This window comes from Novosphingobium sp. Chol11 (genome assembly GCF_900218065.1).
Taxonomy (GTDB): Bacteria; Pseudomonadota; Alphaproteobacteria; order Sphingomonadales; family Sphingomonadaceae; genus Sphingobium; species Sphingobium agri.
In genome coordinates this window covers 605,674-624,967 of sequence record NZ_OBMU01000001.1, presented here as the reverse complement: position 1 = coordinate 624,967, position 19,294 = coordinate 605,674, and the positions used below count along the sequence as shown (strand labels likewise).

At 65.0% G+C, this 19,294-nt stretch carries 22 protein-coding genes; 13 read left to right on the top strand and 9 right to left on the bottom strand.

Annotated features, from left to right (window positions below):
* The first annotated feature begins 2 nt into the window (after positions 1-2).
* A complete protein-coding gene (thrB, locus tag NCHOL11_RS03125; RefSeq protein ID WP_097091027.1) occupies positions 3-980 on the top strand; it encodes a homoserine kinase in 978 nt (325 codons plus the stop codon).
* Positions 977-1,423, top strand: coding sequence for a ribonuclease HI (gene rnhA / locus NCHOL11_RS03120; protein WP_097091026.1), 447 nt, complete (start codon positions 977-979; stop codon positions 1,421-1,423). Before thrB ends, rnhA begins: the two co-directional genes overlap by 4 nt.
* A 33-nt stretch (positions 1,424-1,456) precedes the next feature.
* Here rnhA and NCHOL11_RS03115 read toward each other — a convergent pair whose 3' ends face one another.
* From NCHOL11_RS03115 to NCHOL11_RS03105, 3 genes are all read right to left on the bottom strand, one after another.
* Positions 1,457-1,864 carry a UrcA family protein gene (locus NCHOL11_RS03115; protein ID WP_097091025.1) on the bottom strand — a complete coding sequence of 136 codons (408 nt, stop codon included), beginning with the start codon at positions 1,862-1,864 and terminating at the stop codon, positions 1,457-1,459.
* Positions 1,865-2,024: 160 nt separating this feature from the next.
* Positions 2,025-3,128 carry an NAD(P)/FAD-dependent oxidoreductase gene (locus tag NCHOL11_RS03110; RefSeq protein ID WP_097091024.1) on the bottom strand — a complete coding sequence of 368 codons (1,104 nt, stop codon included), beginning with the start codon at positions 3,126-3,128 and terminating at the stop codon, positions 2,025-2,027.
* Complete coding sequence (locus NCHOL11_RS03105; protein ID WP_097091023.1) at positions 3,125-4,081, bottom strand: alpha/beta fold hydrolase; 957 nt, start codon at positions 4,079-4,081, stop codon at positions 3,125-3,127. The genes NCHOL11_RS03110 and NCHOL11_RS03105 overlap by 4 nt, the downstream gene beginning before the upstream one ends.
* Before the next feature lie 50 nt (positions 4,082-4,131).
* Between NCHOL11_RS03105 and NCHOL11_RS03100 the strand changes: the two genes are divergently transcribed.
* Genes NCHOL11_RS03100 through NCHOL11_RS03070 form a run of 7 tightly spaced genes read left to right on the top strand, consistent with a single transcriptional unit; the run spans position 4,132 to position 11,189 of the window.
* Positions 4,132-4,605 carry an A24 family peptidase gene (locus tag NCHOL11_RS03100; protein WP_176502168.1) on the top strand — a complete coding sequence of 158 codons (474 nt, stop codon included), beginning with the start codon at positions 4,132-4,134 and terminating at the stop codon, positions 4,603-4,605.
* A 50-nt stretch (positions 4,606-4,655) separates the two neighbouring features.
* Positions 4,656-5,672, top strand: coding sequence for a Flp pilus assembly protein CpaB (gene cpaB / locus NCHOL11_RS03095; protein ID WP_097091022.1), 1,017 nt, complete (start codon positions 4,656-4,658; stop codon positions 5,670-5,672).
* Between the two features lies 1 nt (position 5,673).
* Positions 5,674-7,179: a type II and III secretion system protein family protein gene (locus NCHOL11_RS03090; protein ID WP_097091021.1), complete on the top strand. Its 1,506-nt coding sequence runs from the start codon at positions 5,674-5,676 to the stop codon at positions 7,177-7,179.
* 17 nt (positions 7,180-7,196) lie between these two features.
* Positions 7,197-7,844 carry a CpaD family pilus assembly protein gene (locus NCHOL11_RS03085; RefSeq protein ID WP_097091020.1) on the top strand — a complete coding sequence of 216 codons (648 nt, stop codon included), beginning with the start codon at positions 7,197-7,199 and terminating at the stop codon, positions 7,842-7,844.
* 2 nt (positions 7,845-7,846) lie between these two features.
* A complete protein-coding gene (locus NCHOL11_RS03080; protein ID WP_097091019.1) occupies positions 7,847-9,130 on the top strand; it encodes a pilus assembly protein CpaE in 1,284 nt (427 codons plus the stop codon).
* 58 nt (positions 9,131-9,188) lie between these two features.
* Positions 9,189-10,184, top strand: coding sequence for a type II secretion system F family protein (locus NCHOL11_RS03075; protein WP_097091018.1), 996 nt, complete (start codon positions 9,189-9,191; stop codon positions 10,182-10,184).
* A gap of 15 nt (positions 10,185-10,199) precedes the next feature.
* Positions 10,200-11,189 carry a type II secretion system F family protein gene (locus NCHOL11_RS03070; RefSeq protein WP_097091017.1) on the top strand — a complete coding sequence of 330 codons (990 nt, stop codon included), beginning with the start codon at positions 10,200-10,202 and terminating at the stop codon, positions 11,187-11,189.
* A gap of 55 nt (positions 11,190-11,244) precedes the next feature.
* Here the strand turns inward: NCHOL11_RS03070 and NCHOL11_RS03065 are convergent, their stop codons facing one another.
* The 5 genes from NCHOL11_RS03065 to NCHOL11_RS03045 all read right to left on the bottom strand — a co-directional run bounded on the left by NCHOL11_RS03065 (position 11,245) and on the right by NCHOL11_RS03045 (position 14,306).
* On the bottom strand, positions 11,245-11,937 hold the full coding sequence (locus NCHOL11_RS03065) for an aspartate/glutamate racemase family protein (protein WP_097091016.1): 693 nt from the start codon (positions 11,935-11,937) through the stop codon (positions 11,245-11,247).
* Positions 11,938-11,996: 59 nt separating this feature from the next.
* On the bottom strand, positions 11,997-12,650 hold the full coding sequence (locus NCHOL11_RS03060; protein ID WP_097091015.1) for a hypothetical protein: 654 nt from the start codon (positions 12,648-12,650) through the stop codon (positions 11,997-11,999).
* Positions 12,647-12,925 (bottom strand): NADP transhydrogenase subunit alpha, encoded by a 279-nt coding sequence (locus tag NCHOL11_RS03055; RefSeq protein WP_097091014.1) that lies wholly within the window; start codon positions 12,923-12,925, stop codon positions 12,647-12,649. Before NCHOL11_RS03055 ends, NCHOL11_RS03060 begins: the two co-directional genes overlap by 4 nt.
* Positions 12,926-13,035: 110 nt before the next feature.
* Complete coding sequence (locus NCHOL11_RS03050; protein ID WP_097092685.1) at positions 13,036-14,154, bottom strand: NAD(P) transhydrogenase subunit alpha; 1,119 nt, start codon at positions 14,152-14,154, stop codon at positions 13,036-13,038.
* Between the two features lie 26 nt (positions 14,155-14,180).
* Positions 14,181-14,306 carry an aa3-type cytochrome c oxidase subunit IV gene (locus NCHOL11_RS03045; RefSeq protein WP_176502167.1) on the bottom strand — a complete coding sequence of 42 codons (126 nt, stop codon included), beginning with the start codon at positions 14,304-14,306 and terminating at the stop codon, positions 14,181-14,183.
* A gap of 156 nt (positions 14,307-14,462) precedes the next feature.
* On the opposite strand from NCHOL11_RS03045, the gene NCHOL11_RS03040 reads away from it, so the two are divergent.
* A complete protein-coding gene (locus NCHOL11_RS03040) occupies positions 14,463-15,911 on the top strand; it encodes a sigma-54-dependent transcriptional regulator (protein ID WP_097091012.1) in 1,449 nt (482 codons plus the stop codon).
* Between the two features lie 88 nt (positions 15,912-15,999).
* Positions 16,000-16,620, top strand: a complete 621-nt coding sequence (locus tag NCHOL11_RS03035) for a hypothetical protein (protein WP_097092684.1) — start codon at positions 16,000-16,002, stop codon at positions 16,618-16,620.
* A 163-nt stretch (positions 16,621-16,783) separates the two neighbouring features.
* On the opposite strand, the gene NCHOL11_RS03030 is transcribed toward NCHOL11_RS03035, so the two are convergent.
* The gene (locus tag NCHOL11_RS03030; RefSeq protein ID WP_097091011.1) at positions 16,784-17,599 is read right to left on the bottom strand and encodes an HpcH/HpaI aldolase/citrate lyase family protein; all 816 of its coding nucleotides are present in this window, start codon (positions 17,597-17,599) and stop codon (positions 16,784-16,786) included.
* Between the two features lie 100 nt (positions 17,600-17,699).
* On the opposite strand from NCHOL11_RS03030, the gene NCHOL11_RS03025 reads away from it, so the two are divergent.
* Both NCHOL11_RS03025 and NCHOL11_RS03020 read left to right on the top strand, forming a co-directional pair.
* A complete protein-coding gene (locus NCHOL11_RS03025; protein ID WP_097091010.1) occupies positions 17,700-18,671 on the top strand; it encodes an SPFH domain-containing protein in 972 nt (323 codons plus the stop codon).
* Positions 18,671-19,114 carry an NfeD family protein gene (locus tag NCHOL11_RS03020; protein ID WP_217991038.1) on the top strand — a complete coding sequence of 148 codons (444 nt, stop codon included), beginning with the start codon at positions 18,671-18,673 and terminating at the stop codon, positions 19,112-19,114. Before NCHOL11_RS03025 ends, NCHOL11_RS03020 begins: the two co-directional genes overlap by 1 nt.
* Positions 19,115-19,294: the final 180 nt, after the last annotated feature.

Here is a 19,294-nt window from a genome sequence, read left to right as displayed (position 1 = left end):
CGATGGCAGTCTATACCCATGTTCCCGCCGAAGAGATCGACGCGTTTCTCGCCCGCTATGATGCCGGACGGCTGGTATCGGCGAAAGGCATCGCCGAAGGGGTCGAGAACAGCAACTACCTGCTGGAAACCACCGGTGCCGATGGGAAGGGCCACCGCTATATCCTGACCCTGTATGAAAAGCGGGTGGATGAGGCCGACCTGCCCTTCTTCATGGACCTGCTCGATCATCTGGGCGCGCGTGGATGCCTGGTGCCGCGCTTCATCGCCGACCGGGAGGGCAAGCGCCTGCAACAGCTTGGCGGAAGGCCTGCCTGCCTGATCGAGTTCCTGACCGGCATATCCGTCACTGAACCCACCGCTGCCCAATCGAAAGCCGCAGGCGCTGCACTGGGCGAGCTGCATCGCGCGGCGGAAGGATTTGCGGGCGAGCGTCGCAACGCGCTCGACATTGCTGGCTGGCATGATCTGGCGGCCAAGTGCGGCGACCATTTCGACGATATCGCGCCGGACCTTGGCCAGCGGGTGACGGATGAGCTCGCCTATCTCGACGCGCATTGGCCCGCTGGACTGCCGCGCGCGGTGATCCACGCCGATCTTTTTCCCGACAATGTGCTGATGCTGGGCGACGAGGTGACCGGCCTCATCGACTTCTATTTCAGCTGCACCGACATTCGCGCCTATGACCTGGCCGTCACGCACAGCGCATGGGTGTTCAGCAATGACGGCGCGCACTTCTTTGCCGATCGTTCGGCGGCGCTGCTCGCTGGCTATCAGGCAGCGCATGGCCTTTCCGACGCGGAGCAGGCCGCCTTCCCGATCCTGTGCCGGGGCGCGGCGCTGCGCTTCCTGCTGACCCGCGCCTATGACTGGATCAACACGCCCGCCGACGCGCTGGTGACGCGCAAAGACCCGCTGGCCTATCTACGGCGGCTGGATTTTTATGCGCAGACTGCACCGGCGGAGTTGCTGCGGGCGTGAGCGCGCTGTCTCAGGTCGAAATCTTCACGGACGGCGCGTGCAAGGGCAATCCCGGCCCCGGCGGTTGGGGCGCGGTGCTGCGCTTTGGCACGACGGAAAAGGAAATTTCCGGCGGAGAGCCGCAGACCACGAACAACCGCATGGAGATGATGGCCGCGATCGAAGCGCTGAATGCGCTGAAGCGCCCCTGCCAGGTGACGCTCTACACCGACAGCAAATATGTGATGGACGGCATCACCAAATGGGTTTTCGGCTGGCAGAAGAATGGCTGGAAGACGGCTGACCGCAAGCCGGTCAAGAATGCCGAGCTATGGCAGGCGCTGCTCGCCGCCGCCGCGCCGCACAAGGTCAGCTGGCAATGGGTAAAGGGTCATGCCGGTCACCCGGAAAATGAGCGGGCCGATCAACTGGCCTGCGCCGCAGCGGAACTCTTCCGCGCCTGACGGGGGAGCGGCAGGCCACTCCCCCTGACGGCGTCAGGGATAGCGTTCGACCCAATCAGCGGGATAAGGCGGCTGCCAGCGCGTCCCCGCGACCCATGTGGTGCCGCGCGGCGCGAAGCCTTCCTCGACTGTGCCGACCCGCGTCATCGCGTCCCTCACCGCGGCATCGCGGCAGCTGGGCACGACCGGCGAGGCATTGTCCGATTCGCCCAACTTGCCGCACAAATAGCGCGCAGTCAGCGCGACACGGTGGCGCAATTCGTCCTTCCCGGCCTTTGTACTGAGGTCGAGATCGGCATAGCTGACGCCCTGTGACAGCGATTGGGCGTTATTGTATCGGCCGGTGACGGTGATTTCTTCGGTCGGCTGGGCAAAGCTGATGCTACTGCTCGCCATCATTAGCCCTGACAGGATCAAGGCCGATCGTGAAAAGCATTTCATGACGGCATCCTCCTACTCCATGGATCGTGCCCAGGAACACCACATCTTTTCATGATCACCCGGTTCGAGCTGAGCCCTTCGACAGGCTCAGGGCGAACGGTCATCCAGATACCTCGCACGTTTTTTGAACGTCACGGACGCCGCTTCGTTCCGGCTGCGCCTATGCGAACCGTGCAGGCGAATAGGCGGCCGGATCTATGTCCTTGACCGCTTCGGCCATGGGACCAACCGTCAGCAGCGCCGATCCCAGCAAGGCGGCGGCGGGCGCTGTCTGGATGCCGAAACCGCCCTGCCCCGCGAACCAGAAAAAGCCGGGCGCGACTGCGTCGAAGCCGTAGACCGGCGCGCGATCCGGCGCGAAGCTGCGCAGCCCTGCCCATTTGCGTTCGACCGCCTCGACCGGCCAGTCCACGACATCTTCGAACCGGGCGATCGCCTGCGCCACTGCCAGTTCTTCGGGTGCCGCGTCGCACGGGAGCGAGGGCTCCTCATCATGCGGGGTCAGCCAGATACGTCCTTCCCCTTCCGGCTTGAAATAGAAGCGGGAGGACAGGTCCATGACGAGCGGCAGGTCGGCTGATGGCATCGCGGGCACGCGCAGTTGCACGACGGTGCGCCGCAAAGGGGTGATGCCGATGGGCGCCACGCCGCAGCGCCGCGCGACATCGTCGGCCCATGCGCCTGCGGCATTCACGATGATGCCGCAATGGATGACGCCGTTGCTGGTCTGGATACGCCAGCCACCCGGCTCCTGGGCAGCCTTGTGGAGCGCCGTTCCCAGCTGCAATTGGCCACCCTGCGCGTGGAAGCGCCGCAGATAGGCGTGATGCAGCGCCGCGACGTCGATGTCGCACACGCCTGGCTCCAATAGGCCGACCGTCCATTGCGGGCGCAGTCCCGGTATGAGTGCATGAGGGTCGACCGGGCGCAGATCGACCCGGCCGGAAAAGTCCCGCACCAGCCGATCCCGCTCCGCACGATCCGCGTCCCGCCCGACGAACAGCGTCTGCCGGGGCGTGAGAAAGGATCGGTCGTCAAAGGCTGGATCAGGAGCATGCAGCAACGGCCCGGACGCGGTGGTGAGCGGCTGCACCTGTGGGCCGCCATAGGTCTCCTCCCAGAAGGCGACGGATCGGCCGGTGGCGTGATAGCCGGCGCTCTCCTCCTGTTCCAGGATCAGGACCGATGCCTCGCCGCCAAGCTGCGCTCCCAGGCTGGCGCCCGCTATGCCGCCACCGACGATCACCATGTCGAAACGGATCATGGCGCGGCGGCCTCATCCAGGAAAGCGTCGATCCGCCGCAGCGCATCGAGGCGAACGGGGTCGATCTCCCGCAATATTTCATGCGCCGCTTCCGGCCCATAGACGTGCAGGCGCGCGCCCGGAATATGCGCGGCGATGCGACGGATCGCGGGCGTGGACACCAGCCGGTCGGCCTTGGTGGCGAGGATGAGCAGCGGCACCGCTATGCGTTCCAGCTTCCCGCTCCGCTCCAGCATGAAGGTCGATCGCAGTGCCTCCACCACCCAGCGCCAGCTTGGCGCGCCCAGCGCCACGTCCCGGCTGTGGTCGCGCCACCACAGCTCATCGGCATAGCGTTCCGGATCATGCGTCAGCCGCTTCTGCCGCATAGCGCGCTGCCGATCGGAATTCTCCTTCTGCGTCCAGGCCTGCCGCTCGGAAAAACCAAGTGCGCACATGGTACGGGCGATCAGCACCGCCAGCCAGCGAGGCAAAGGGGCGGTATGGACACCCATCATCGGCGCGACGGCGACCGCTGCATCGGGCGGCGGCATCCCCTCGGCCAAGGCGCGCAGCAGCAGGTGCCCGCCCATGCTGTGGGCGATAATCGCGCACGGCCCTGTCGATTGCGCCCGCCAGTCGGCAACGAACGCTTCGAGGTCTGAAACCCACTGCGCGAAATCATCGATATGTCCGCAGAGCGGATCGGCCCCGACGCGGCCCGATCCGCCTTGCCCGCGCCAGTCGAAGGCGGTGACCGCCCAGCCCTGGCTTGCCCAATGGGCGATGACTTCCAGATATTTCTCGATCATGTCGCCGCGCCCGCCGAGCATCAGCAATTGCCCGCGCTGCCCTTGGCCCAATCGATAACGGCGCAGCGGCCAGCCATCGGGCGCTGTCCAGAAATCGAGCCGCCCATCCATCGGCCATGCACGACGGTCAAAGGCCGGGGGAACAGACAGGGGCGAATCCATGGGGCGGATGGTTACGGTTTAGTAAGCCATGCGGTCTAGGGTTTAGATTCATGACGGGGGAATATTTCAAAATGGCGCTGCTATGCGCCCTTGGCGTGCTGCTGGTCATCGCGTGCGTGACCGATTGGCGGTCGCGGATCATCTCGAACCGGTTGAACCTAGCCATCGCGGCGCTGGCGCCGCTGTGGTGGGTCGCCAACGGCTTGCCGGTTTGGCCGGGCATGTTGTTGCAGGTGGCGCTTGGCCTAGCCGTGTTCGCGCTGTTCGCCGCGCTCTTTGCGATGGGGTGCATGGGCGGGGGCGACGTCAAGCTGCTGGGGGCGCTGGCGCTGTGGTTTCCATGGGAAGCCGTCCTGGCGATGCTGATGATGATGGCCATGGCCGGGGGCGTGGTGACGATCGTCACCGTGGTCCATCACCGGATGACCCGACGGCTCGGACAACCCCAGATTCCTTACGGTATCGCAATATCCTTCGCCGCCCTTTGGCTGATTGGCGAACGATATCTTAACCATTTTGCGTAAAATTCGGGGCTCGGGCGCAACTCGCCTGATTGAGGGAGACGAATTTCATCATGGACGGCAAGAAAATCGTGCTGCTGGTGGGAGCGCTTGTCATAGCGGTCACAACAGCTCTTCTCGCGCGCAACATGCTGAGTTCGTCTAGCGCGCCCCAGGCCAGTGCCTCTTCCATGCCGGTAGCGGCCGACCAGCCCCATGTGCTGGTCGCAACCAAGGCATTGCCGGTCGGCACCATCCTCGACGCGGAAAGCTTCCGCTTTCAGCCATGGCCCAAGGATCTGGTCGAGCAGGCCTATTATATCCAGGGCCAGGCCGATCCGGCGAAGCTGGTGGGCAGCGTCGTGCGCACCGCCATCTCGGCTGGTCAGCCGATGACCGTGGGTTCGGTGATCAAGCCGGGCGAGCGCGGTTTCCTCGCCGCGGCGCTCGGGCCGGGCATGCGCGCTGTCACCGTGCCGGTGTCGGCGCAGAACTCGGTCGCGGGCTTCGTCTTCCCGGGCGACCGCGTCGACCTGATGCTGACGCAGAGCGTGTCTGGCGGCGGGGACGGGGAGCCGTTGAAGGTCTCCGAAACCATCCTGCGCAACCTGCGCGTACTCGCCACCGACCAGCGCATGGACGCCATGGGCGATGACGGCAAGCCGGTCGTCCAGACCTATTCCAACGTCACCATCGAAGTGACGCCCAAGATCGCGGAGAAGATCGCGGTGGCGCAGACCATCGGATCGCTTTCGCTGACGCTGCGATCGATCGCGGACAATGCGTCGGACCTCGACGCCGCCATCGCCGGCTCCGACGTCGACCTGCCCGATGGCGCCAGCCCGAACGCGGAAAAGAAGATCATCGCAAAGCTCGCCGCTCGCCCGGTCGACAAGGGCAGCACCTTTTCAACCGGCGCAGACGTGTCTCGCTACCAGCGCAGCTCCGTCCCCGCCAAGCCGTTGCAGACCGCCGGCGTCGAAGTGCCCGCAGGGGGCGGCGCTCAGGCAGCGCCGGGCGGCGTCAGCGGACCTGTGATCCGCATCGCGCGCGGCACCAATGTGACCGTCGTTCCGGTCGGGGGGAAGTAAGATGAAGTCTATCAACCTTCAGGCGGGCAAGAAGGCGGTCAAACCGCTCATCGGCCCCGCCATCGCTCTTGGCCTCGCCGCCGCCATGGCCGCCACGCCGACCACCGCGCTCAATGCAGCCCCTTCCTCGATGCAGGACAATGCGATCCTGATGTCGGTGGGCGGCAGCAAGGTCATCAACCTGGGCGCCAAGATGTCGGACGTGGTAATCGGCAACCCCGAGGTCGTCGACGTCCATGTTCGTGCGCAGAACCAGCTTTACCTGATCGCGAAGGCAGCGGGCGAAACCACCGTGTTCGCCACCGCCACCAATGGCAAGGTGCTGTTTTCCGGCACCGTCCGCGTCGGCAACAATCTGTCGAACATCGACGACATGCTGCGGCTGGCGATGCCGAACGCGCAGATCGCGGTCAACAAGATGAACGGCATGGTTCTCTTGACCGGCACCGTCGCTGCTCCCGAGGACGCCGCCGAAGCCGAGCGGCTGACGCAGGCCTTCGTGGGCAAGGACGTCACCGTCGTCAGCCGCCTGCGCACCGCGACCCCGCTTCAGGTCAACCTGCAGGTCAAGATCGCCGAAGTCAGCCGCGACCTTGGGCACCAGATCGGCGTGAACATCTCGGCATTGGCGAATGGCAATGGCCGGATCATCGACAGCATCGGCCGGGCCGACCGCAACTTCGTGACACGCGGCACCAATTCTACGGGCGGCACGACGTACACCTTCAACAACCCGACGGGCGGCACGACCTCGCTCGGCTTCGTCGCCAACCTGCTCGGCATGGACGTGGCAGGCGCGCTGGACCTTGCCGAATCGAGCGGCCTTGCTACCGCTTTGGCCCAGCCCAATTTGACCGCATTGTCAGGTGAAACCGCCAGCTTCCTGGCAGGCGGCGAATATCCCTATACCGTCAGCAACGGCACGCAGGGCAACAGCATCGAATTCAAACAATATGGCGTGCAGCTCGCCTTCACGCCGACGGTGCTGGCGGACGGACGCATTTCGCTGCGCGTGCGCCCGACCGTGTCGAGCCTCGACTTCTCGGTGAACACGACCGTCCCGGCCCTCAAGAGCCGCACGGCGGAAACCACCGTCGAACTGGGTTCGGGCCAGGCCTTCATGATCGCGGGCCTGCTCAACAACGACACCGCCAACTCGATCAGCAAGACGCCGGGCTTCGGTGAGATCCCGATCCTTGGCAGCCTCTTCAAGTCGCGCCGGTTCCAGCGTCACGAAACCGAACTGGTCATCGTCGTCACCCCCTATCTGGTGAAGCCGATGAATGCGTCGGACGTGCGCCTGCCCACCGACGGTTTCCGCAATGCCAATGTCGCACAGGGCCTTCTGCTCCAGCAGGGCAGCGACGGCATAAGCGGTGCCCGTGCGCCGATGCCGCGCCGCGATCCCGGCAGCCCGGCTCCCGCGCCTGGCCCGCAGGCGGCTGCTCCCCGCGACACGGGCAAGCGTTCGGCGAAGACCGCCGCCGCGCCCGGCTTCAGCTTCTGATCGGAAGGACGACAGTCATGACTTCCCTCTCCGCCAACACCATCGTCCGCTTTGGCGCGCTCGCCCTGATGGCGCTGCCGCTCGCCGCCTGCAATCCCGCCGTCAATCGCGGGGTCGAATCGGTGCATCAACCAGTCGTCGGCCACGACACCTACACCTATGATGTGCAGGCTGGCCCGGACGGCGGCCTCAGCGCTTCGGAAGCCCGCCGCCTGGAAGACTGGTTCGCCTCCATCGGCCTTGGCTATGGCGATCAGGTCGCGATCGTGACCGATGCCTATTACAGCCCTGAACTGCGCGAAGGCATCGCCGATGTCGTCGCCCGCCACGGCATGCTGGTGGGTGAGGACAGCTCCGCCGCCGCAGGCGCTGCGCCTTCCGGCAGCGTCCGGATGGTCGTGCGCCGCGCGACCGCGCGCGTGCCCGGCTGCCCTGACTGGTCGAGCAAGCAGGAAACCGAATCCCAGCTTGGCACTACCTCCAATTTCGGCTGCGGCGTGAACGGCAACCTTGCCGCGATGGTCGCCAATCCGGAGGATCTGGTGCGCGGCCAGAGCAGCGCAAGCGACCTGCGCACCGCCACGTCCAACCGCGCCATTTCGACCTATCGCGAAAAGACCCCGACCGGTTCGGGTGACCTCAAGTCCCTGTCGGGAGGCCGCTGATCATGAACGCACCCTGGAAACCCGCCATGTCTGGACAGCGCGATCCCTTCCACGCCTTCGTCTGCGACGATCATAGCCACGACTTGCTGGCGATGGTTGCCGCTGAAATGGGCTGGGCCCCGGAAAAGGTGAACAAGGGCGGCATGCGCAACGCCGTGCAGAGCCTGTCGGTCAGCGCCAGCCCCCAAATCCTGTTCGTCGACATGTCCGAAAGCGGCGACCCGCTCAATGACATCAACAGCCTGGCCGAAGTGTGCGAGCCCGGCACGGTGGTGATCGCCGCTGGTCAGGTGAATGACGTCCGCCTCTATCGCGACCTCATCGCCAGCGGCATTCAGGATTATCTGCTGAAGCCCTTCGGCGCCGACCAGTTGCGCGACGCGCTGGCACAGGCGCAGGCGGTGTTCTTCGCCCCGCGCGACGCGGGGCCCGAACGGCCGCACCTCACCACTGCCGTCATCGGCACCCGTGGCGGCGTGGGCGCGTCCAGCATCGCGACCTCGCTCGCCTGGCTGCTCAGCGACAAGCAGAAGCGGCCGACCGCACTGCTCGATCTTGACGTCCATTTCGGCACCAACGCGCTGGCGATGGACCTTGAACCGGGCCGTGGCCTCACCGACGCGATCGATAACCCGAGCCGCATCGATGGCCTGTTCATCGAACGCGCGATGGTGCGGGCAAGCGATACGCTGGCGATCCTGTCGGCCGAAGCGCCGATCAGCCAGCCGATGCTGACCGATGGGGGCGCCTTTTACCAGCTGCTGGAAGAATTCCGCGCCGCGTTCGAATGCAGCGTCGTCGATCTGCCGCGCCATATGCTGATCCAGCATCCGCACCTGATGGCCGACGTCAATGTCGCCGTGGTCGTCACCGAACTGACGCTGGCGGCGGCGCGCGATTCGATCCGCATCCTGTCCTGGCTGAAAAGCAACGCGCCCCAGTCGCGCGTGATCGTGGTCGCCAACCGCGTCCATGCAGGCGCGCAGGAAATCAGCCGCAAGGATTTCGAGACGTCGATCGAGCGGAAGGTGGACGTCATCGTCCCCTTCGACCTGCGGACCGCGGCGCAGTCCGCAAAGCTCGGCAAGACATTGGCCGAAACCGCAAAGGGCAACAAGGTCGGCGCGGCTTGCGTCTCGCTGCTCGACGCGGTCATCGGGGCCGCCGAGGATGGCGATGCCGCCGATGGCAAGCCCGCAAAGAAGAAGAAAGGCGACTCCCTGCTTGGCAAGATCGGTGACCTCAAGGGGCTGATCCCGGCACGCAAGGACAAGGTCAAGGCGTGAGAATACGGCGGGCATGCCGCCATCGGGCGGGGTGCACCTATAGGAAACGGGCGATACCATGAGCAATTCGATATTGCTGATCATGCTGCTGATGACCTTGGCTGGTCTGGCTGTCGTGGCCTTTGCCGGGCCGTCGGCTGAAAAGGCCAGCAAGCGCCGTGTCGCCCTGATCCGCGAACGTCACAGCGGATCGGCGGATGCGATGATGGAAGCGCGCATGCGCAAGGCCATCTCCAACCGGCAGCCCGGCAACGACATGAAGATGCTCGTGTCGCTGGTGCCCAACCCGGAAAATCTGGCCAAGCGCCTCCGCATGACCGGCAAGAAATGGACGGTCAGCCAATATATGACCAGCTGCGCCTTCACAGCGCTTGGCATGGCCGCCTTTCTGATGCTGCGCGGCTTTGCGCCGCTGCTCGCCATCATGATGGGCCTCGCGAGCGGCCTTGCCCTGCCGCACATGTGGGTCAGCCGCCTGATCAAGAAGCGGGTGATGCAGTTCACCATGAAATTCCCCGACGCGCTCGAACTGCTGACCCGCGGTCTGCGCTCGGGCCTGCCGATCACCGAGACGCTGGGCGTCGTCGCGGGCGAAGTGCCGGGCCCCGTGGGTGAGGAATTCAAGCTGATCACCGAACGCATCAAGATCGGCAAGACGATGGACCAGGCCCTGCAGGAAACGGCCGATCGCCTCGGCACGCCGGAATTCCAATTCTTCGTCATCAGCCTGGCGATTCAGCGCGAGACGGGCGGCAACCTTGCCGAAACCTTGTCGAACCTCGCCACCGTGCTGCGTCAGCGCGCACAGATGAAGCTGAAGATCCGCGCCATGTCTTCGGAATCCAAGGCGTCGGCCTATATCATCGGCGCCCTGCCGTTCCTGGTCTTCGGCATGATCTGCTACATCAACTACGGATATATGTCGCCATTCTTCACGCCTGATCCCGCGGGCCTTTTCGGCATGTCGCTGATGCAGGTCATTGGCCTCGGCGGCATGTGCTGGATGGGCATTGGCGTCTTCATCATGTCGCAGATGATCAACTTCGAAATCTGACGGGGGATAAGAGACATGGAAACCGCTTCCCCCGCAGGCACTCTCTTCGGCATGTCCGCCACGGACTTTGGCACCTTGCTCGCCGCGATGGCGACGCTCGCCATGCTGTTTGTGCTCTACACGGTGATGACCGTGCGCGACCCGATGGCCAAGCGCGTCAAGGCGCTCAACGAACGGCGTGAGCAGCTGAAGGCCGGGATCACCGCCTCCACCGCGCGCCGCCGCGCCAAGCTGGTCAAGAAGAACCAGACGACCGATCAGATGCGGGCCTTCCTGTCCAGCCTGAAGGTGCTGCAGGACGATCAGCTCAAGGATTCGCAAACCAAGCTGGCGCAGGCCGGTATCCGGTCGAAGGATCTGGCGGTCGCCGTCATCTTCGGCCGCATGGTGCTGCCGATCGTCATCGGCGGCCTGGCTGCGCTGCTGCTCTATGGCGTAGGCATCTATCCCGACTGGGGCGGTGCAAAGCGCTTCATGGCGTTCGCCGTGGCGCTGCTGCTGTCCTACAAGGCGCCGGACATCTTCATCGACAACAAGATTCAGAAGCGTTCCGCCGCCATTCGCAAGGGCCTGCCCGACGCGCTCGACCTGCTCGTCATCTGCGCCGAGGCTGGCTTGACGGTGGACGCCGCCTTCGCCCGCGTCGCCAAGGAACTGGGCAAGGCCTATCCGGAGCTGGGCGACGAGTTCCAGCTGACCGCGATCGAACTCAGCTTCCTTACCGAACGGCGCATGGCGTTCGAAAATCTTGCCAACCGGGTGAAGCTTGATGCGGTGAAGGGCGTGGTGACGACCATGATCCAGACGGAAAAATACGGCACGCCGCTGGCATCCGCCTTGCGCGTGCTATCCGCTGAATTTCGCCATGAACGCATGATGCGCGCGGAAGAAAAGGCCGCGCGCCTGCCCGCCATCATGACGGTTCCGCTCATCCTCTTCATTCTGCCGACGCTGTTTGTCGTGATCCTTGGGCCAGCGGCCTGCTCGATCAGCTCGGCCTTCTGAAACAGGCTAAAAAGGGGAGGAAGGGGACGTCCGGGGGGCGTCCCCTTTTTTGTGCTCAATCCCCCAGGATCACATCGACCCCGGCGCGAGCATGGATCGCGGTGCCGTCGTAGATGGGCAGCACGTTCGCCTTCACATCGACGATCATTTCCAGTTCTGTGCAGGCCAGGATCGCCGCCTGAACATTTTCCTTCGCGATGTCCGTCAGTTCCGAGCGCATATAGCGTTCGGACTCGCGGCTCACCTTGCCGATCGTCAGTTCCTCATAGACGATGCGGTCGATCCGCTCGGCGAGGTCAAGGTCCGGGGGCAGCAGCGAGATGCCGTGGCCGACCAGCCGCTGGCGGTAGAATTTCTCCGTCATGACGTTGCGGGTGCCGATCAGCGCGGCCCTTTGCACGCCATCGGCCTTCATCTTGCGGCCGACCGCATCGGCGATGTTGATGATCGGCGTATCCACCCCGCCCTGCACCTCGTCATAGACACGGTGCATGCTGTTGGCGCAGATCAGCAGCGCCTTGGCGCCTGCCTGCTCCAGCCGCCGGGCGGATGCCGTCAGCACCTGCGCAGCATAGGCCCATTCCTCTTCGGTGGTGGAGCGGCCGATTTCGGCGAAGTCGAGGCTCTCTATCAGCAGCGGGGCGCTGTGCTGCCCGCCCTTTGCCCGGTAAACCGCCTGATTGATGATCTGATAATAGCGTGCTGTGGATGTCCAGCTGAGACCGCCGATCAGGCCGAGCTTCTGCATGGTGCGCCTTTACCCCAATTGCCGCCCGGAAACTGCCCCGGCGTCCGTCCGCTCCAGCGTTACGGATGGGACCCCGCATCGGCAAGCCCCTTCCCGCGCGCTCCGCCACATATGCGCAGCGCAACGCCCGTTCCGGCAGCAGCTGAAAGCCCTCCCGCAGCCAGGAGCCCCACATTTTCCAGCAGGAGTGCGAGCGCGGCGGCGGACCAGCCCGCCATAGCAATGGCGAGGACGAGCAGCAGCACCGCCGATCGCTCTCCGCCAAGAAGCGCACCTAGCGCGCAGGTCGACGCACCGATGCCACCCATGGTCACGACTGCCAGCGCCAGCATATGCCGCGCGGCAATGCCGATGCTTCCCTCATCGACCAGCCCGAAAGCATAGGGGTTGAGCCAGGCCGCCGCTGCTGCACACAGCATCGCCGCTGCCGAGAACCCGGTGAATATCGTCAACAGCGGCATCCATCGGCCGCGCGGCCATTCCCGTCCCAGCAGCAAGCCAAAGCCGCCGCCCACGATCAACGCGCCGATGATATCGGGTCCGTTGATGACGTCCATGTCATACACCGCCACGGCAGACAGGATCATCGTGCCAACAAGAGCCGCATGCCGCCGCGTCTGGCCCGACATGATTGCGGAAGGCCAAGAAGCGCCCAGGAAAAGCAGCGCCGCGAGGGCCTGCCCGATCAGGATCAGGTCAAAGCCGGCAGTCATGGACGTTTCGCCGCCTGCCCGGCTTTGGCGCTCCGGCGCGCAGCGATGGCGCCGCCGCAGAAGGATGCGCTGGCCAATATGACCGCGACCAAACTCACATAGCGGGCGACGGGACTACTCACCTCAGCGGCGATGGTCAGCGTTGCGGCGATGGCTGCAGGCGGCAGCAGAAACAGCGGGAGGACGGCGCCGGTTTCGTCCAGGCGCAAACGCCAGGCGGTGATCGCACCGATCGAACAGGCCAGAAGGAAACAGAGGAGGAGAAGCGCGCTCATTCCTGCCCTTCAGACGCGATCGTCCGGTCCTGCCTGATCCATGGAAAGGCGCGATACGACGCCGAAGCCCTCCCCCTCAGGCTTTGCCAGAGGGGGAGGAGCATGCCGATTTACAGCAGGCGGTCGCTGACGACCTTGCCGCCCTGCGTCACGCGGATGGCGTTGCCGATTTCCTCGTCCAGCACCGGCGCATTCTGTTCCTTGTTCCAGAAGGCCGAGAGGAAATTATAGAGGTTGCGCGCGAACAGCGCCGAGGCGTCGGCGGCAAGGCGCGAGGGCACATTCTTGTGGCCCACGATCTTCACGCCATGACGCTCGACCACCTGGCCCAGCACCGCGCCTTCGACATTGCCGCCCTGTTCGACGGCGAGGTCGACGATCACGCTGCCCGGCTTCATCGTCGCGATTTGCGCATCGGTGATAAGGCGCGGCGCGGGCTTGCCCGGAATCAGCGCCGTCGTGATGACGATGTCCTGCTTGGCGATGTGGCTGGACACCAGTTCGGCCTGCGCCTTCTGGTAATCCTCGGACATTTCGGTGGCATAGCCGCCCTTGCCCTCGCCCTCGATGCCAGCGACGCTTTCGACGAAGACCGCCTTCGCGCCCAGGCTTTCGATCTGTTCCTTGGTCGCCGAGCGCACGTCGGTCGCCGACACCTGCGCGCCCAGGCGCTTGGCCGTCGCGATCGCCTGAAGCCCCGCGACGCCCACGCCCATGACGAAAGCCTTGGCCGGGGAGATCGTCCCCGCCGCCGTCATCATCATCGGGAAAGCGCGGCCATATTCGGACGCTGCGTCCAGCACCGCCTTGTAGCCCGACAGGTTCGACTGCGAAGACAGGATGTCCATCGACTGCGCGCGCGTGATGCGCGGCATGAACTCCATCGCCAGCGCTTCATAGCCCGCCTGCGCATAGGCGTCGACGCGCGCGCGCTCGACAAAGGGGTTGAGGCCAGCGACGATCCACGCACCCGGCTTCGCGCCCGTGATGCTGGCGACGTCAGGACCCTGGACGCCGAGAATGATGTCCGCGCCCGCGACCGTCGCGGCGCGATCCGCAATGGTCGCGCCCATGGCGGCATAGTCGGCATCGGCGATGGCGGCGGTAAGGCCCGCGCCCGCTTCGACGGCAACATCGGCGCCCAGCGCCTTGAACTTCTTGACGGTTTCCGGCGTACCGGCAACGCGGCGCTCACCCTCGGCGAGCTCCTTGATAATAGCGATCTTCATCGACATCCCCCTGGTGGCGCCGGTCTTTAGCTGGAGATCAGCAGAACGACGATCGCAGCGACGATCACGCTTGCGATAGTGCCCCACTTCACGAGGGCCACGAACCCTGTGTAGGTCTGGGTCGCGCTCTCCATATTTCCTTCTGACGCCATGTCCATTCCCTTGTCGCCTGTGTTTTTGAGCGGGCCCCTCTTATCGACAAGGTTCTCCCCCCTCAACCTCGAAACGGATGAAGAAAAACTTTCCGGTTAAGGGCGCCTTTACCCCCTTGGTCTAGGCTGGCGCCACGGAACAAGAAGAGGGGTAAGATGGCGCGCGACGGCGTTCCCATGCTGATGCTGATCGACGAAGAGCCCGCGCAACGCAGGCTTGTGTCCGCGCTGGCCGCCCGCGCTGGCTGGCGTACGATCTTCGCCAATGACGGCGACATGGCGATCGCCATGCTCGGCACGCAGGACGGGATGCGGCTGGACGCGGTGCTGCTCGACCAGTGGATTCCCGGCCCCGATGCGACCGGCCTCGTCCGCGAATTGCGCAGCCGTCGGCCTGCGCTTCCCATATTGATACTGACCGCGCACAACAGTGTCGCCGTTGCCGTGGACGCCATGCGTGCTGGCGCGACCGACTATCTTGCCAAGCCGGTCGCGCCGGAAAGGCTGCTCTCCGCGCTCAACGCCACCCTGTCGCAGGAGCATGGCAAGGGTGAGCTGCGCCCGCTGACGGAAAAGATATCCGCAGCCCTTTCTTTTGAAGATGTGGTCGGCGCCGCGCCGCAATTCCGCGCCGCCCTCGCGATCGCAGCCAAAGCGGCCCGCGCCCGCGTCCCCGTCCTGATCGAAGGCGAAAGCGGCGTCGGCAAGGATGTGATCGCCCGCGCCATCCACGCGGCCTCCCCCCGCCACAAGCAGGCGATGGTGACGGTGAATTGCGGCGCCATCCCCGCGAACCTCGTCGAATCGGACCTGTTCGGCCATGAGCGCGGCGCCTTTACCGGGGCCTTCGAGCGCCAGGTCGGCAAGTTTGTCGCCGCCGACATGGGCACCATCTTCCTCGATGAAGTCAGCGAAATGCCGCTCGACGCCCAGGTCAAACTGCTGCGCGTCCTTCAGGATGGCGAGGTGCAGCCCATCGGAGCCCGGCGGCCGGTCCATGTCGATGTGCGGATCATCGCCGCCACCAACAAGCGGCTGGTCGATGAGATCGAGGCGGGGCGTTTCCGCGAAGACCTTTATTACCGCCTGAACGTCGTACAGTTGACGATTCCGCCGCTGCGCGAGCGTATTGGCGACGTTCCCGCGCTTTGCCGTCATCTGCTCGCCCGCATCGCCAATCAGCCGGGGCTGCGCAGCCTGGGCCTGACCGACGATGCGCTCGCGCTGCTGATGCAGCATGAATGGCCGGGCAATGTGCGCCAGCTGCAAAACGCCCTCTTCCGCGCCGCCGTGCTGTGCGAGGGCGATGCGCTGACGCCGCAGGACTTTCCGCAGATCGCCGCGCAGATCCGGACGCGCGCCAGTGGCGAGCCGCTCCAGCCGCGCCTGCGCGCCGTGCCCGCGACTCACCGGGAAGCGGCGGGCATCACCCTGTTCGAAGGCGACGGCCATGTCCGCCAGCTTGCGGAGATCGAAGCGGATGTCATCCGCCTCGCGATCGGCCATTATCGCGGCCGCATGACGGAGGTCGCCCGCCGCCTGGGCATCGGCCGCTCGACGCTCTATCGCAAGCTTGCCGAGCTTGGGATCGACAGCGCCGCTTGAACGCACCGGCGCAGCGCAACGCTCATCCTGCCGCTGCGGATATCGTTGCGCCGTTGAAATGTCGGGCTGGCTATGCTTTGGACTGGGCATGAAAAAACTTAGCCTGGCGACCGCTCTTCCCCTCCTCCTGCTGGTAGCCTGCGGGCGCGCCGAGCCGGTGGAAGATATGCCGAGCCAGGAAGAACTGGCCGCCGCCGCCAATGCCGCCGCTGCCAAGGCGCTTGCGGAGGGCAAGGCGGAAGCGGCCGAGAATCGCAATTATGTGAATGACGAACGCGGCTTTTCCATCAGCTTCCCGGAAGGCTGGGAAAAGGACAGCGGCGCCAGCACGCCGGACGGCACCGTCTATCAGGACCCGGGCGCAGGGGCCGACGTCCGCGTCTTCTGGCAGCGCAATGAGGACAAGCAATCGCTCCAGCAGGTCGTCCAGGCGATGAGCAGCGGTTCGGAAGGCGTGGATGGCGACTTCATCGGCGACAATGAATATCGCGGCACCGCCAATGACGGCGAAGGCAATAATGTCGCCGTCCGCCTCCTGCGCCAGCCTGACGGGGGCATCGTCACCGTGACGTTCGTCTATCCCGAAATGCTGAGCGAACAATATCAGCCGATCGCGAAAAGGGTGCTGGACAGCCTGCGTGTCTTTGCGCCGAAGGGGGCGGAGGCCGAGGCAGCAAACGCTGCGACCGCTGCGAACGCGGTGGAGTAACCTCATCTCCCCTCCCGCAAGCGGGAGGGGCCGGGGGTGGGCCTGCGCAACGTCAGATTTCCCAATCTGAGCCGTAGAAGCTCGCTCCGCTCGCCCCACCCCTAACCCTTCAAACGAGTCACGTGCCTCGTCTGAACGCCTGCGGGAGGGGAACAAGCGCCCCTCAAGGCATAACCGCCTCCGCCCGAGCGATCAGCGCGCGCGCCTCCTCGACATGCATCCCCTCGATCATTCGCCCCTCGAACCGCTCGGCCCCGCCCGTCGCCGCCTCGATCAGCCGCCGCGCATCGGCCACCGCCTGCGCGTCCGGCCCAAACACCTGGTTGGCGACGGGCACCTGGCTCGGGTGGATCAGCGTCTTGCCGTCAAAGCCAAGCGCATGCCCGGCCGCGCATTCCGCTTCGAACCCTGCCTCATCATCCAACCGATTGAACACGCCGTCAAACACGGCAACCCGCGCCGCCCGCGCGCTCAGGATCACCGACTGCAGGGCGAAACTCAGCCCTTCCCTCCCCGCCGATGGAGGAATGCCAAGGTCCTGCCGCAGGTCATTGGTGCCCATGAAGATCCCGGCCGTCCCCTCTTCCGCCGCGATCGACGCAGCGGCAAGAACCCCGGCCGCGCTCTCGATCATGGCGAGGACGGGCTTCTGGCAGACGCTGAACACGTCGCGCACCTGCCTGCCATTTTCGACCTTGGGCAGGATCACATAGTCCGCCGCGGACTTCTTGACCGCAACCATTTCCGGCCCATGCCACGGCGTCCCTTCGACATTGATGCGGACTGCGCACAGCCGTTTGCCAAAGCCTTCCGCCGCCGCCTCCACCGCATTCGCGCGCGCTTCCTCCTTCATGCCGTCAGCCACCGCATCCTCCAGGTCCAGCATGACCATGTCGCAGGACAGGGTGCGCGCCTTGGCGATGGCGCGCCTGTTCGATGCGGGCAGGAACAGCAGCGATCGGGCGTGGCGCAGCAACATGACAGGTCTCCTCTTCGGGCCGGGCGGCAGCGGTGACGGTTTGACTTTTCCCGTTAATGATTTCGCGTCATAGTCAAGCCCTTCTTCGGGGGAGAGAAAGATGCTGACGACCTTCGCGCTGACCGTGACTTTCCTGGTGCTCTTCTATCTGGCCGTGAGCGTCAAGGTGGTGCGGCAGGGCTATCAATATACCATCGAACGCTTCGGCCGGTTCACCGAAGTGGCAAAGCCGGGCCTCAATTTCTACCCCGCCTTCTTCTACGCCGTCGGGCGCAAGATCAACATGATGGAACAGGTGGTCGACATTCCGGGGCAGGAGATCATCACCAAGGACAATGCCATGGTGTCGGTCGACGGCGTCGTCTTCTTCCAGGTGCTGGACGCCGCCAAGGCCGCCTATGAAGTGTCGGAGCTTTACGTCGCCATCATGCAGCTGGCGACCACCAACCTGCGCACCGTCATGGGCTCCATGGACCTGGACGAAACTTTGTCCAAGCGCGACGAGATCAACGCCCGCCTGCTGTCCGTGGTCGATCACGCCACCAACGCCTGGGGCATCAAGATCACCCGTGTCGAGCTGAAGGACATCCGCCCGCCCGCCGATATCGTCAATGCCATGGGCCGCCAGATGAAGGCGGAGCGCGAAAAGCGTGCGCTGATCCTGGAATCGGAAGGTCTGCGCGCCTCTGAAATCCTGAAGGCCGAGGGGCAGAAGCAAAGCCAGATCCTGGAAGCCGAAGGCCGCCGCGAAGCCGCCTTCCGCGACGCCGAAGCCCGCGAGCGCGAGGCGGAGGCGGAAGCCAAGGCAACGCAGATGGTATCTGAAGCCATTGCATCGGGCAACGCGCAGGCGATCAACTATTTCGTCGCGCAGAAATATGTCGAGGCGGTGAGCCAGTTCGCCAATTCGCCCAATGCCAAGACCATCCTCTTCCCCGTGGAAGCCACGCAGTTGATCGGTACGCTGGGCGGCATCGGCGCGCTGGCGAAAGAGGCCTTGGGCAGCGACGGCACACCCACCCCTCCCCCCGCCGCGCCCCGCCGCAGCCCCTTCGCGCAGGGTCAGGGCTGATGGACTGGCTCGGCATGCTCGACGATCATTGGGGCTGGCTGGTCTTCGCCGCCCTGCTCGGCGTCGGTGAAGTCCTGTTGCCCGGCGTGTTCCTCATCTGGGTCGCGCTGGCGGCGGCGGTGACGGGACTGATCGCGCTGACGCTGCCGGTTTCTGTGCCGGTGCAGCTGCTGATCTTCGCGCTGCTGTGCCTGCTTTCGGTCTGGGGCGGCCGTCGCTGGTATGCGGCCAATCCGGTGAACTCGCAGGACCCGCTGCTCAACGATCGCACCGCCCGCCTGATCGGCGAAGTCGTGCTGGTGGTCGAAGCCATCGAGGCAGGCCGGGGCCGCGTGAAGGTCGGCGACAGCGTCTGGTCCTGCCGAGGCCCCGACGCACCTGCGGGCAGCCACGTGCGCGTCATCGGCGCGGATGCATCGGTACTACAAGTGGAACCGGCCTGACAGGGAAGTTCAGTCCTCACCCCTCCCGCAGGCGTTCAAACGAGGCACGTGACTCGTTTGAAGGGCCGGGGGTGGGCCAGCGCAGCGCCCGAGGACGTTCTTAAACGGCACGCCCGGAAGCTCGCTCCCCTGGCCCGCATCCCTCGCCCAAACTCGGAGGGAGGAAATGACTTGCATGGG